The sequence below is a fragment of the Desulforamulus profundi genome (assembly GCF_002607855.1).
The window spans coordinates 32,435-46,494 of record NZ_AWQQ01000095.1 but is presented as its reverse complement, the minus strand read 5'-3'; the positions used below and the strand labels follow the sequence as shown (position 1 = coordinate 46,494).

The following is a 14,060-nucleotide window of genomic DNA, read 5'->3' as shown; positions in this document are numbered from 1 at the left end:
AGAACAAATCGTAGTTTTTCAATTGATGGAGCAGGTCTACGGCATAGATATCAACTCTGTTTATGAAATTATCCGCATGGAAAGTATCACCAAAGTACCCCGTAGCCCTCATTTTGTGGAGGGTGTTATTGACCTGCGGGGACGCATCATCCCGGTGATCGGTCTCAGCGTGCTTTTTGGCTTGGGTCAAAACGAAAGAACTCAGGCCAGCCGTATTATCATTGTTGAGGTGTCCGGACAAACCATCGGCATGATTGTGGATTCCGTGCAGGAAGTGCTGCGGATTCCCGTCAGCGCCATTGAGCCTCCCCCGCCGATGGTTAACGGTATCGATGCGGCTTACCTGAGGGGCATCGCCATTTTGGAAGAAAGACTAATTATCCTTTTGGATCAGAACAAAATTCTTATGGAAGAAGAAAAGGATCAGCTGCTGCAGCCCAATATTGCTGGGAACCAAGCCTAGGAGGGACAGAACATGTTTTCAGATCTTGAAATTGGCGTATTTATAGACGAGCTGGAAGAAAAAATTCAAGTGATTAACGATGGTTTGCTGGCCCTGGAACGGGATGAGGAAAATCCCGACATCATCCAGGAGATCTTCCGTGCCGCCCATACCATAAAGGGTTCCTCCGGCATCATGGGTTACCAAAACATGGCCAACCTTACCCACGAAATGGAAAACCTTTTTGACAAGATCCGCCATAGCGAAATACATGTAACCTCCGCCATGGTTAATGTGCTGTTTGAGGCCCTGGATACCCTGAAGGCCTTAAAGGAGGAAGTCACCGGGGACGGACCGGCCGTGGATACCTCTTCAGTGGTGGCCAAGATCAAAGACTTTGTTGAAGGCGGCGGTGCAGCCGGCGAAGTCCCGGTACAAAATTCGGCAATGAATGAGGCGCCGGTCCCAAAGGCTCCCGCCGAGAGTACCCTGGCTTCCCGCCAGTGGCTGGAAATAGGTGATGTAGAAGAAAATGTGATTCGGGAAGCAGAATTAAGGGGCTACCAGTGTTTTAAAGTGGCCGTGGATATCGACCGGGACTGCCAAATGAAAAACGTGCGGGCCTTCCTGGTTTTTGAAACCCTTCAGCAGGTGGGCGATATCATCAAAAGTGAGCCTTCTGCGGAGGACATTCAGGAAGGCAAATACGATGTCGGCTTCCAGGTGGTGTTGATCACCAAAGAAGACCCCGACAGCATCAAGAATTTAATGATTACCATTTCGGAAGTAACCGAGGCTGAAGTTCAACCGCTGATTCTGAGCAACGCAGAAAACATGAACGGGCAGACCAAGGCCAAAGAAGCCCCGGGGGCCCAGCCTGCCATCCAGGAAAATAATGCGTTCAAACAGGAATATTCCGATAAGAAAGCCGTCAAAACCGTCAGGGTGGACGTAAATAAGCTGGACAATTTAATGAACCTGGTGGGTGAATTGGTCATTGACCGTACCCGCCTGAACCGTTTTGCTGAGATTTTTGAATCCCGCTTTGGTTCTGATGATCTGGTGGAGTCCATTAACGAAATTTCCAACCACCTGGGCCAGGTAACCGGGGACCTGCAGGAACAAATCATGAAGGCCCGCATGCTGCCGGTGGCCCAGTTGTTTAACCGGTTCCCCCGCATGGTGCGGGATACCGCCCAGAAGTTAAACAAGGAAATTGACTTCGTGGTTGAAGGTAAGGAAACCGAGCTTGACCGTAACGTCATCGAGGTGATCGGAGACCCCCTCATCCACCTGATTCGCAACTCCATCGACCATGGTATGGAAACCCCTGAAGAGCGTCTGGCAGCCGGCAAGCCTGCCACGGGTACCCTGCTGCTGAAGGCCTCCTATGCCGAAAGCCATATCGTCATCACCGTGCAGGACGACGGCCGGGGCATCGATGCCAATAAAATCAGAAACAAGGCCGTGGAAATGGGGTTTGTCGATCGGGAAACGGTGGATCGCATGAGTGACCGTGAGGCCCTGCAGCTGATTTTTAGAGCGGGCTTTTCCACTAAAAATAATGAAGTCAGTGATTTATCCGGCCGCGGCGTAGGTATGGATGTGGTGAACACCGCCATCGAGCAAATCAACGGCACCGTAGAACTGGATACCAAACCCGGCGCCGGTACCACCATCACCATCCGCCTGCCCCTGACCCTGGCCATCATCCGGGCCCTGATGGTTACCCTGGGCAAGCAGGTCTATGCTTTCCCCTTAACCAACGTGTCCGAAACAATTCGCATTACCGACAAAGATGTACGCCGCATTGGCAACAACGAAGTCATTGTGGTGCGGGATAAAATCCTCCCCCTGGCAAGACTCGGCCGGCTGTTCAACTGCCCGGACTGTGTGGAAGCTACCAAAATGTTTGTGGTGATCCTGGGTTCCGGTGACAAGAGAATCGCGGTGGTAGTGGATAAACTGCTGGGTGAGCAGGAAATCGTCATCAAGTCCCTGGGCGATTACCTCGGTCAGGTACAGGGCCTCTCCGGCGCCTGCATCCTGGGCGACGGCAAAGTGGCTCTGATTGCCGATGTGCGGGGACTGGTGAAAAAGCTGGGTGCCGAGGAGGCAGCCTATGCTGCCGGTTAAAGTCCTTGTCGTAGACGATTCCTCCCTCATGCGGCGGCTGATCAGCCGTCTGCTGGAGGAAGACAAGGACATTAAAGTTGTTGGCACCGCAGCGGATGGTTTAGAAGCCCTGCAGCAAATCAAAGCCCTCAGACCGGATGTTGTCACCCTGGACGTGGAAATGCCCAAACTGGACGGTATCGCTACCCTGCGCCGCATGATGGTGGAATGTCCCACACCTGCAGTGATGCTCAGTGCCCACACCCACGAGGGTGCCAGGGCCACCATGGATGCCCTGTCCGCCGGAGCGGTGGATTTTGTGCCCAAACCGGGCGCCTCCGCCGAACTGCCGAAAATGGTGGAGGACCTGAAGGCCAAAATAAAGGTAGCCGCCAGGGTCTCCCTGCGCCGGGTGGTGAAAGCCACTGTCCTTCCACCGGCGCCGCCGCCATTGGCACCGGCCAAACCCGCAGCACCGCCCCGCAGGCCGGCTATCGCGCCAAGAAAACAGGCTTGCGGCAAAATCGACCTGGTGGTCATCGGCTGCTCCACCGGCGGCCCCGCCGCCCTGCAGCAAATCATTCCCTATCTGCCTGCGGATTTGCCCGCCGGCGTGGTGATTGTCCAGCACATCCCGGTGGGTTTCTCTAAATCCATGGCAGAACACCTGGACAAAAAAAGCGTCATTGCGGTGCGCCATGCCGCAGAAGGCGACGAAATAAAACCCGGCCAGGTCCTGGTGGCCCCTGCGGGCTATGACTTGAATTTTAAGCCCCGGGGCAACGGCGCCGTCGTTACCCTGAGCAACCAGGGAGCCCCCCTGCCGCCCGGCGGCTTCCGCCCCTCGGTGGACTGGGTCATGAAATCCGCCGCCGAAGTCTACGGCTGCCGCACCCTCGGCGTGCTCCTCACCGGCATGGGCCGGGACGGCGCCCAGGGCATGCTGGCCGTTAAAGAACAGGGCGGCCCCACCATCGCCGAACACGAAAGCACCTGTGTGGTCTACGGCATGCCCAAAGCAGCAGTGGACCTGGGAGCAGCTAAAAAAATCGTGCCCCTGCCGCAAATTGCCCGGGAAATTCAGGCAGTATTTTAAAAAATAGTATAAAGAAAAGGCCTTGGCCTGCCGATATATAAACCAGTAGAGAGAAAATGCAGGTGATCGAGATGAAAATATCAGGATTTAAACCCGCCGGAGAAGTGCTCAAGGCCTACGACCGGAACCAGGCGGATAAAAAAAGCAAGTTAAACAAGGCGGACTGGCCCGCAGGTGATTCCGTGCAGCTTTCCGGCGAAGCCAGGTTTAAAAAAGAAATTGAGGCTGCCCTGAAAAACCTGCCGGAAGTTCGGGAAGACCTGGTGAACCGCATTAAAAAAGACATCCAAGCCGGTACTTACAAGCCGGATACCGATAAAATTGCAGATGGCATTCTTCAAGAGAGGCTCCTGGACAAAAAGGTTTAAAGGATGGTGCAGATGGAGTCTTTATTTTTTAACCTGCTGCAGGTGTTGAATGAGCTAAATGACAAGCTGGCTGAAATGCTGAAGGCCACGGAAAAGCATAATCTTGCCTTGCGGAACAACGATATCGAGGCCATTAAAGAGGCAGTTAAAGAATTGGAAAACGTTTCAGCCGGGGCAAAATTTCTGGATAAGAAGAGGGAAGAAATACAATATACCTTGGAGCAAAAGCTCCAGTTGCCCAAAGGTGCTACTTTAAGTGAAACCATTTCCTACGCACCTGAACAGCTATCAAAGGATTTACATACAGCTGCTCAATCCCTGCGGGAAACAACCAACACAATCAATGACATGGTTCAACTCAGCAAGATTCTTGCAAAGCAGGCTCTAAACTTTAATGACGTTCTTTTAAAAGTTATGAAACCTGCTCAGTCAACTTACAATCCCGCAGGTAAGACTGCTGCCAACCAGCAATCCGCTTCACTGCTGAATAAGACTGTATAAACTTTAAGTAAAAAGCAAACATCGATTAGCTAATAGCGAATAAAAGGTGGTTCGTTCATATGCCAGGAACGTGGTTTGGATTAGAAATTGCTAAGCGGGGAACCATGGTGCACCGTAAAGCTTTAGACGTAACCGGACACAACATTGCCAACGCCAGTACACCCGGTTACTCCAGACAGGAGGCCGTTATAACTCCTACAACCCCCTGGGCCAGACCCGACCTTTCAACCAAAATGCTGCCCGGTCAATTAGGCACCGGTTCTGACGTAACGGAAGTACGACGCATTCGTGACTACTATCTGGATGTCCAGTCGCGTCATTCCGGCAGCTATGAAGGCTACTGGGAAAAGAAACTGGATATGGCCAAGAGAATGGAAACCGTATTCCTGGAGCCCGATGGCCGTGGATTGCAGGCAACCCTGCTTAATTTTTTTAATGACTGGCAAGATCTCAATAACAACCCCCAGGATCCTGGCGTTAAAAAAGCAGTCAAGGAATCCGGTGACGAGCTGGCTGCCATTTTCAGACAGATGCACAGCCAACTGGCCACCATTAATGAAAGTATTAACGGTTCCCTTCAGTATGAGGTAGATCAAGTTAACCAATTGGTCACAAAGATAGCGGACCTGTCAAATACCATTATTCACGTCATACGAAACGGGGCACAACCCAACGACCTTTTGGACGAGCGTGACAATTTGCTGGATCAACTGGCTAAATACGGCCACATTAATGTGACAACCCAGGATAACGGGATGATTGAAGTAAGATTTATCGAGTCCGCAGCTATCCTACTGAAAAATGACGGCTACGACAAAGTTGTCGCTTCCAAAGTAAACCTTGTTACAGGTGCTGGTGCATTAGGAAACGAAAACCACCTGTCGGTGGATGGGATGGATGTTATCAATCTCACAGCCCTGGCTGATTACTACAGCAAAGCGCCCGAAGGAGCCGGTAAAGGGAGTATCCTTGGGCAAGAATCCGCCAGGCTGGAAAATGAGGCGGTATCCCTCAAGTTAGATCGCCTGGCCGCTTCCATTATCGAAAATATTAACCGGGCGGCGGGAGTACCCAGGCCGGGAGATGTTTATCCTCCACCGGCATTTTTTCAAGGAACAAGCGCGGCAGATATTACACTGAATGAAGTAATAAAAGCCGATCCGGAAAAGATTATTGGTGAAAACGCCTTAGCAGTTGCCCGGTTGCGCAGTACGCCTATTAATACTCTTGACGGCCAGATAAGTCTACGCCAGGGAATCACCTTTACCAACAATGACCAGATGAAGTTTACCGTTACGTTACCGGATGGCACCAGCAAAGATATCGACCTTGGATTAGATAGTGGCTTAACGGTATCTACCCTTTATTCTCCTGAAGAAATAAAGGCTGCTATCCAAAACGCATTGGATAAAAAATTTGGTAAAGATGAGATTAGAGTTGGCCTTAACGAAGATGCCCGTCTAAGTTTCTCTTTGAAAAAAGGGGACGGAAAATTTGAGATCGCCTCCAAAAAGGGCAATGATGTTCTTTTCGGAGGAAACGCCATAAAAGATGACCCAGATATTACAGTTATAAGCACCACCGTGCTCAACACAACCTTCGAAAAATATTTCCAAGGGATTGTGGCTCAGGTAGGCGCCGCTGTCGACCACCATGATAAAATGCTGGAAAACCAGCAGGCCATCGGCCAGCAGGTGGAAGCCCTCAGACAATCGGTTTCCGGTGTGTCGGTTGATGAGGAACTTACAAAAGTAATTCAATTCCAATACGGCTATCAAGCCTGTGCCAGAATGATAGCCCTACAGGATGAAATGCTGGATTATTTAATCAACCGTATACGATGATTTAGGAGGCTGAGTTTACATGCTGCGGATTTCCAACATGCTAATGGCGCACAACCTGCGTAATTATATCCAGAACAATTTGCAAAGGTCTGCTAAATCGCAAGAACATATCTCTACGGGTAAGACCATCAACAGACCCTCGGATAACCCCAGTCAAATAAGTCAGTTAATGGCAGTAAATGCTACTCTCATTGGTAATGAGCAATACCTGCGAAATATTCAGGATGGTTTAGGGTATCTCAATCAAAGTGATTCTGCCATAAACACTGTCGGTAAAACATTACAGGATGCCAAAATTTTGGCTCTGCAGGGAGCGAACGGTACCTTAACACAAGAAGATATGAATGCCATTGCTAACCAGATCGACAGACAAGTGGATTCCCTGGTAGATCTGTCAAATAGTTCGCTGGGAGGGAAGTACCTCTTTGCAGGGACGAAGAACGGTCAGCCGCCCTTTTACCGGGATCCTAAGACTGGAGATGTTTATTACCGGGGAAACACTCAACTAATAAGCAGGGAAATTATTTTTGGTTACAGTTATGAAGTGGTAGCTGCCGGTGCAGCGGATAATACTCTCATTGGACATGCAGATTTATCCAGGGGAGTTATTTTCAATTCAGATAGTGAGAAAGTATTTGGGGTAGAGATTAACGGCATTAAAACCACAATTGATTTAACATCAGATCCCGACATTGCACAAAGATTAACGGGTGGCAGCTATACATTAAGTCAGGTAAAGGATGCAATTCAATCCGCATTAAACAACAAGATTGGTCCGGGGCTGGTAGATGTTAAGGATGACGGTAAAGGGAACCTCAAATTAACTGCGGAACCACTGGATGCATTATATGGAACGGCAGACCTTAGCAGCGGCGGGGGAGCATTTGCGCCGGAGGATAAGATATTCAGCATAGAATTAAACGGAGTTAAGAAGGACATTAATTTATCCTCATATACCTTAACGACTTTTCAAGATATAAAAACCGCTATTCAAACAGAATGTGATAACCAATTTGGTTCTAATAAAATAATTGTTGGGGATGACGGGAACAATCACATTCGGTTAATTACCGTCGGAGGAGTATCCGAATTTAAAGTCTTGGCGTCAGGTACCAATACCGGTCATACTGCCATCTTCGGCGGCGAGCAAAGGGCTGAACATAAACAAGAAACCTTTAGCATCTTTGCTGATGGTGCTAACACAGGCCATACCATTCTGTTTGGAGGCAGCGCTAGTGCACCCGGCGGCGGGGTTTTTGGAAAACTAACAAACCCTTATAACCCTGCCAATTTAATTGATGACCCTATGAATAACGGCCAAAAAATGGTTAAAGTTGCCGGTGGGCCCTTTGAAGTATTGCGAAGGCTCTCTGCAGATTTACGCAATGGCGATGTAGATTCGCTAAATAAAACCCTGTCTGAATTGGATGACGCGCACGATACTATTCTTAAACATCGTGTAGGGGTAGGTGCCCGCACCCGCCACCTGGAAGCGGTGAAAGAACAACTGGAGGACCAGGAAATAAAACTTAAGGGTATTCTAGTAGATATCCAAGGAGCCGACATAGCCAAATTAACGGTAGAAGTGGCCCAAAACCAACTGGTTCACCAAGCTTCCTTAATGACAGCATCCAACCTACTTAACGTCAGCCTGCTGCAGTACCTGAAGTAGAGACAGCGCCTGGAAGCCGGTAGCTGCCGCAGGCCAACTCCCCGAGGAGGTGCTGGCTTATGAAAATCGGCGCCGGCGGGCTGCAGTCCCTGGCGGCCCAGGATGCAATCGCCCGGCAGGGGGACGCCGCGGCCAGGAGCAAGCCCCTGCCGGACCCCGCGGTGATGCAGGCCCGGGACATGGCCCAGAACCTGCTCCACCGTGACCTCAACCGGGCGGTGGAACAGCTGAACCACCTGGCCCATTTATTAAACCAGGCCCTGGAATTTGCAATAATCAAACAGGGCAAAGTGACCAGGGTAAGGGTGAAAGACAGGACCAAGGGCCAGACCCGGGACCTAACCCCGGAGGAAGCCCTGGCCCTGCTGGTAAAAACCGACGAGCCGCAGGAAAAAACAAAGGGACGGCACCTGGACGATTATGCCTGAGGGCAATATTGTCCGGCCATTAAAATTGCAAGTTACAAACCGCTTTCAATAAAGAGCGGTTTTTGTTTAGGACAACGCTGCTGGCTGCAGGGAGAAAAAAGCAGAAAAAAATGTTACTATAGACTCACAGGGACGGTTCTTCTTTTGAATCTTGATGGTTTTCAGAATTGGTATAAATCAGCTCCATTGGATGGTAGTGTATTGTGGTATAATATAAACAGCGACCAAGACAGCACACCCAAAGTCAGATTATGATATTGGGTATTATACCGAAAAAAAAATTCCCGCCCACATTCTGTCAGGTTTAAAGGAACAATTAGAGGAAATGCCAATCCCCGCACGTTGATTTAGTTGACTTCTCCAACCTTGCCCCTGACTTTGTACGCATTGCCTTAAAAGAAGGCATTGAGATATGGAAACAAAAAAAGAAGAACTCGCTTTTCACATAAGCCGTCTGGAAAGAGCCTTAGCTACACTGGATGAAATACTGGAACGTCTTAAAAAAACTCTGCACCACCGGACCTGGCCCCCAAAGTGCAGCCGGATGCTGGACTGTGGTTGCAGAAAAACAAAACAACTAAGTAGGTCTTGCCAGCAAAGAAAGAATGATTCCAATGCTCGACTGATAAAATTTTATCGTTGTCCCCTAAACTTTATCTCCGAATTACCGATAATAAAAGTGGAAAGGAATCCCGGCGGCCGACGGGATTTAACCTAAAACCTATCACCGCAAGGGACTGCGGTGAACAAAACATTTCAAGGAGGAAAACAAATGAGAATTAACCACAACATAGCGGCTCTGAACACCTATCGTTCTCTGTCCGCTAACAACATTAATGCTTCCAAGTCTCTGGAAAAACTGTCTTCGGGTCTGCGCATCAACCGTGCCGGTGACGATGCTGCCGGTCTGGCCATCTCGGAAAAAATGCGTGGCCAAATCCGTGGTTTAGATCAAGCCTCCCGCAACGCTCAGGACGGTATCTCTCTGATCCAGACCGCTGAAGGTGCCCTGAATGAAACCCACTCCATTCTCCAGCGTATGCGCGAACTGGCTGTTCAGGCTTCCTCTGACAGCAACACCAATACCGATCGTAATGAACTTCAAAAAGAAGTAAGCCAGTTAATTAAAGAAATTGACAGAATCTCCAATACTACTGAGTTTAACAACCAGAAGTTGCTTGATGCTCCAAGGCCAATATTGTAGCTAAGTCTTTCAGCGCAGAAATTCTTGCTTCCAATACCAACGAATATACCGTATCCAGTGATTCTACTATTGCGGCTGATAAAACTTATTTATTCAAGGTTGGTAGTGAAACAGCCACAGCCGGCACCTTTAACTACTCAATCACTGACGAGGCAGGAAATACTATTACTTCTAGTACCATTGCTAACACCGCCACCTCACTTACTGTCGCAACCGGTGTTACATTGACCTTTAGTGCCAACTCTATTTCGGCAGGCGACAGCGTAGCCATTGTTGCCCGTAAGGCTGTAGCTGCTGACGCGGATAAGTCCTTTGCTTTCCAAATTGGTGCAAACTCAACTCAGACTATTAGCGTTGATGTCAGTGATATGAGTGCCAAGGCACTGAAAGTTGATACGGTCAATATTGCTACTCAAAAAGGAGCAGAAGCCTCTGTCTCAGCGGTTGAACAAGCTCTTCGTGACGTTTCAAGTGAACGTGCGAAGTTGGGCGCCTTCCAAAACCGCTTAGAGCACACCATTAATAACCTGGGTACCTCCAGTGAAAACCTGTCTGCTGCAGAATCTCGTATCCGCGATGTAGATATGGCCAAGGAAATGATGGAGTACACCAAAAACAACATCCTTACCCAGGCTGCTCAAGCTATGCTGGCCCAGGCAAACCAGCAACCCCAGGGTGTATTACAACTGCTTCGCTAATAAATTCAGTAAAAGGCGGGATTCATATATATCCCGCCTTTTACTATAAAGACAGGTGATTTCAATGAAAAAAGAGAAGATATCAGGTTGTTTAATTGTCAAAGATGAAGCTGAAACCCTAGAAAGATGTATTAAGAGTATGTTGCCAATCCTAGATGAATTAATCATTGTAGATACCGGGTCAACGGACAATACGATAGAAATTGCCAGGAAATACACAGACAAAGTCTATAACTATACCTGGCAAGATGATTTTGCAGCTGCCAGAAATTTTGCGATTTCCAAAGCAAGCAAGGAATGGATTATCTTCTTAGATGCCGATGAATACTTCAGTGAACGAAGTCTGAAAAATATAAGAAAAACTATTGACGAGGAAAACGGTAAGGCAGATGCCTTTATGATAAATGGTTACAATATTTTATTGTCTTCAGGGGAAGTAAAAGACAAATTTGCAGTTATTAGAATTTTTAGAAATAGACCGGAGATACGATATCAAGGTAGGATTCATGAATACTTGCGAAAAAAAGGCCAATTTACTATTGTAGATTGTACAGATATCATTGAGATTTTCCATACAGGCTACAATAAAATTGTATATGATAAAAAAAATAAAAATGAACGAAACTTATCTCTTTTACTAAGAGACCTTGAAGAAAGACCAAACGACGGAAATACTCATTTCTATTTATCACTTCAATATCTTGCGATGGAAGACTATGAAAAGGTGTTGCATCACTCAAGAAAAGCTCTGGAATATGGCATAACTATATTGGGCAAAGAGGCATCTGCTTATATAAATTATATTAAAGCTAGTTTGAAGTTAAATAGAGATGATATTAACCTGCTTATAGATATGTGTTATGAATGTATAAATAAGCATCCGAATTTTCCTGATGGTTACCTATTGTTGGCGGAGTGCCTTTTACAAAAAGGCGACATTGACGAGGTTGTTCAGCAATTAGAGGGATTCTTGAGTAAAAATTTTGAGGATGGTTTAAAGTATGTTTCAAATATAAACATAAATGATTATCAAAATATATATCAAAAGTTGGGTGATATATATTACTATGAAAAGAAAGACCTTAATAAGGCTGTTTATTACTACGTAAAATTTTTAAAACAGGATATCTATAATGAAGTAGCATTTCAGAAATTAATGATGATATTAATTAAATATGAAAACCAACAGTCAATCATTGACTTTTTAAGGCAAATATATAAAGATAATTCTATTAAAGACATGTACTTTTTAGCAATTCAGTTTGCTAAACTTGATGCTGATAATGTTAAAAAATATTATAAAGAAAAACTTGCTGCTCTAGGGCAATTAGACTCTTTGCCGCGCTAGGGCGCGGATAGAAATTAAATCCTTAGCGAAATTGAAATTGCCATATAAAAATTTTTCAAAACTGTCTTTTGCTTTTTATATGGCTAATTTTTTATTAAACTTAAATAGCTTGATTCAGCCTAAGGCTATTATAAAAAACTATCGAACTGCAGGCTGCTTATGATGACATAGAAATAAACTATGTTCTGTCCCTAATGCATTACGTTTATTATTACATAGGCATTATTGCCGAAAACCGCAACGACGATGCACAGGCAGTGCGGCATTACCTGGAATCATTGAAGTTCGAAAAATAAAATGCGGATTATTTAAACCGTTTGTTATTTCTGTTGCGGCAGGAAAAGCCCCGGGACATTATTGCTTTACTCAACAGAATTTATAACATCGAACTGGAGAAAGAAATTGATTTTTTGGTCTATCAATTAGCAGATAATCACCGGTTACCACTGGTCCTTGCCTATTACACAAACCTCCGGCTGAAAAAGTTCCAGAAGCAAGATTACTGGGTGTTGTATATGCTGGCCGCCAACGGTCAATATGAAAGGACTTCCCAGGTTGCCCTAGATTGCTACCTTAATGATAATGGCGGGGACACCCGCCGCCTCTTTGCTACACTGGCGTTTTCAACAGCAATATTAAGCGGTAAAGAAAGCCTTATAAACAGTATATATCAACACGTGCCAGCATCCTTACAAAAAATAGCTGACCTTTATCTGGGTAGGTCTGTTATCCTGGCAAGTGAAGACATACCACCTTATCTTGAAATACTGGAACGGGTGCTTTTGTTGGCTGGTCCGGATTCACTGACGGCATTGATTGAAGCAAAGCGTCATTTTGTAGTTGATATTACCGGCTATATAGGGGATTTATTCTACGACATAAAGAATACCATTTGGCTTTAACTCATTATCTGGAACAGTTGTCAGACAGTGGCCTTGCAATTGAACAGAAGGCCAAGGTACTCTCTGCGGTTGCTTATTGTTATTATAAGTTATGGGACTACTATAGCGCCGTCCAATATTTTGTTAGTGCTTTTGAACACGGTTATCGGAAAGGGGAAATATACCAGTTCTTACGCTGGTGCACCGGCCATGTGGATAGTACAGCTTGCCTGAGCGGTTTTACGAGATATTGGAAAATGAAGAATATTTTGAATCTGGAGGCTTGAAAGAGGAGGCAGAGGTTGACCACGATGGAACTGGAGTTTTATAAAAAGAAGTTCAAGGAAAATATTGAGGTATTGGTTAAAAAGGACTGCTGCATGACACTAGCGTTGCATAAAACTTTCGCATAAATTAATTTGTCAGCAGGTTTGGCCGGTTTAATTATGGCTTTGTCAGGTAGAACCCCTTGTTCAAACAACTGGATACGGAGTTGCTGGAAAAACAATGATTTATTAGTTTTTTTCTAGAATTTTAGATATTGACATTTTGGAAATTTATTTATGCAACGCTAGTGATTACAATTATTTCAAATAAAGTATTGCCGGTTTTTGTCGATATATGAACTGTCGGCTAAAAGATGCCGGTTTCCTGCAGGATATTAGATGAGGTGGAAGTATTATGAAAGTTGTTATTCTGGCCGGCGGCTGGGTACAAGAATCAGTGAAGAAAGCCATTTAAAGCCAAAGCCGATGATTGAAATCGGAGATGCGCCGATACTATGGCATATTATGAAATATTATTCCAGTTTTGGATTTAATGATTTTATTATCTGCTGCGGATATAAAGGGTATATTATCAAAGAATATTTTGCCAATTACTATCTGCACAGGTCAGATATCACATTCGACTTTTCTGACAACAACTATATGACTATACATAATAATGTTGCGGAGCCATGGAGAGTTACCGTTGTTGATACGGGGCTCAATACACAAACAGGAGGGCGCATTAAGCGTATTCAAAAGTACATCGGCAATGATCCTTTTTTGATGACGTACGGTGACGGCGTAAGCAATATAGATTTGCCTGCACTTATAGAAAAACACAATAAGTCGGGCAAGACTGTTACGCTCTCGGCAATACAGCCCGGCGGACGTTTCGGAGTACTTGATATAGACAGCAGCGATGAAACGGTGATCGGCTTCAGGGAGAAAGGGCAGGAGGACGGCGGCTGGGTCAATGCAGGCTTCATGGTAATGGAGCCGGAGCTTTTCAGCTATATCGATAACGATATGACGGTATTGGAGAGAGAGCCTCTTAAAAGATTAAGCACCGAGGGCAAGCTCGGTGTGTACAAGCACTATGGATTCTGGCAGTGTATGGACACGCAGAGAGATAAATATTTGCTTGAAAATCTCTGGGGACAGGGAAATGCATTGTGGAAAGTGTGGAATGACTGA

General features: G+C 46.2%; 11 protein-coding genes and 2 pseudogenes. All 13 read left to right on the top strand.

What is annotated here, in order from left to right; translation table 11 throughout:
• Window positions 1-25: 25 nt before the first annotated feature.
• The 13 genes and pseudogenes from P378_RS15080 to rfbF all read left to right on the top strand — a co-directional run bounded on the left by P378_RS15080 (window position 26) and on the right by rfbF (window position 14,060).
• Window positions 26-463 (top strand): chemotaxis protein CheW, encoded by a 438-nt coding sequence (locus tag P378_RS15080; protein ID WP_420796014.1) that lies wholly within the window; start codon window positions 26-28, stop codon window positions 461-463.
• A 12-nt stretch (window positions 464-475) separates the two neighbouring features.
• The gene (locus P378_RS15075) at window positions 476-2,578 is read left to right on the top strand and encodes a chemotaxis protein CheA (RefSeq protein WP_099083835.1); all 2,103 of its coding nucleotides are present in this window, start codon (window positions 476-478) and stop codon (window positions 2,576-2,578) included.
• Window positions 2,565-3,653: a protein-glutamate methylesterase/protein-glutamine glutaminase gene (locus tag P378_RS15070; RefSeq protein WP_099083834.1), complete on the top strand. Its 1,089-nt coding sequence runs from the start codon at window positions 2,565-2,567 to the stop codon at window positions 3,651-3,653. Before P378_RS15075 ends, P378_RS15070 begins: the two co-directional genes overlap by 14 nt.
• Before the next feature lie 71 nt (window positions 3,654-3,724).
• Window positions 3,725-4,021 (top strand): flagellar biosynthesis anti-sigma factor FlgM, encoded by a 297-nt coding sequence (gene flgM, locus P378_RS15065; RefSeq protein WP_099083833.1) that lies wholly within the window; start codon window positions 3,725-3,727, stop codon window positions 4,019-4,021.
• Between the two features lie 12 nt (window positions 4,022-4,033).
• Window positions 4,034-4,522 carry a flagellar protein FlgN gene (locus P378_RS15060; RefSeq protein ID WP_099083832.1) on the top strand — a complete coding sequence of 163 codons (489 nt, stop codon included), beginning with the start codon at window positions 4,034-4,036 and terminating at the stop codon, window positions 4,520-4,522.
• A gap of 59 nt (window positions 4,523-4,581) precedes the next feature.
• Complete coding sequence (gene flgK / locus P378_RS15055) at window positions 4,582-6,366, top strand: flagellar hook-associated protein FlgK (RefSeq protein ID WP_099083831.1); 1,785 nt, start codon at window positions 4,582-4,584, stop codon at window positions 6,364-6,366.
• Between the two features lie 19 nt (window positions 6,367-6,385).
• Window positions 6,386-8,038, top strand: coding sequence for a flagellar hook-associated protein FlgL (gene flgL / locus P378_RS22140; protein WP_238473285.1), 1,653 nt, complete (start codon window positions 6,386-6,388; stop codon window positions 8,036-8,038).
• A gap of 59 nt (window positions 8,039-8,097) precedes the next feature.
• A complete protein-coding gene (locus tag P378_RS15040) occupies window positions 8,098-8,466 on the top strand; it encodes a flagellar protein FlaG (RefSeq protein WP_099083830.1) in 369 nt (122 codons plus the stop codon).
• A 412-nt stretch (window positions 8,467-8,878) separates the two neighbouring features.
• Complete coding sequence (locus tag P378_RS15035) at window positions 8,879-9,184, top strand: hypothetical protein (protein WP_099083829.1); 306 nt, start codon at window positions 8,879-8,881, stop codon at window positions 9,182-9,184.
• Between the two features lie 54 nt (window positions 9,185-9,238).
• A pseudogene (locus tag P378_RS23155) lies at window positions 9,239-10,368 on the top strand (flagellin N-terminal helical domain-containing protein).
• A gap of 64 nt (window positions 10,369-10,432) precedes the next feature.
• A complete protein-coding gene (locus P378_RS15025) occupies window positions 10,433-11,716 on the top strand; it encodes a TPR domain-containing glycosyltransferase (RefSeq protein WP_099083828.1) in 1,284 nt (427 codons plus the stop codon).
• 329 nt (window positions 11,717-12,045) lie between these two features.
• Window positions 12,046-12,618 (top strand): hypothetical protein, encoded by a 573-nt coding sequence (locus P378_RS15020; RefSeq protein WP_143338514.1) that lies wholly within the window; start codon window positions 12,046-12,048, stop codon window positions 12,616-12,618.
• 660 nt (window positions 12,619-13,278) lie between these two features.
• A pseudogene (rfbF, locus tag P378_RS15010) lies at window positions 13,279-14,060 on the top strand (glucose-1-phosphate cytidylyltransferase).

Coding starts and splice junctions, on each gene's coding strand:
- P378_RS15075 (WP_099083835.1), top strand. CDS start 476: ATGTTTTCAGATCTTGAAATTGGCGTATTTATAGACGAGCTGGAAGAA.
- flgM (WP_099083833.1), top strand. CDS start 3,725: ATGAAAATATCAGGATTTAAACCCGCCGGAGAAGTGCTCAAGGCCTAC.
- flgK (WP_099083831.1), top strand. CDS start 4,582: ATGCCAGGAACGTGGTTTGGATTAGAAATTGCTAAGCGGGGAACCATG.
- P378_RS15035 (WP_099083829.1), top strand. CDS start 8,879: ATGGAAACAAAAAAAGAAGAACTCGCTTTTCACATAAGCCGTCTGGAA.
- P378_RS15025 (WP_099083828.1), top strand. CDS start 10,433: ATGAAAAAAGAGAAGATATCAGGTTGTTTAATTGTCAAAGATGAAGCT.
- P378_RS15070 (WP_099083834.1), top strand. CDS start 2,565: ATGCTGCCGGTTAAAGTCCTTGTCGTAGACGATTCCTCCCTCATGCGG.
- P378_RS15040 (WP_099083830.1), top strand. CDS start 8,098: ATGAAAATCGGCGCCGGCGGGCTGCAGTCCCTGGCGGCCCAGGATGCA.
- P378_RS15060 (WP_099083832.1), top strand. CDS start 4,034: ATGGAGTCTTTATTTTTTAACCTGCTGCAGGTGTTGAATGAGCTAAAT.
- flgL (WP_238473285.1), top strand. CDS start 6,386: ATGCTGCGGATTTCCAACATGCTAATGGCGCACAACCTGCGTAATTAT.
- P378_RS15080 (WP_420796014.1), top strand. CDS start 26: ATGGAGCAGGTCTACGGCATAGATATCAACTCTGTTTATGAAATTATC.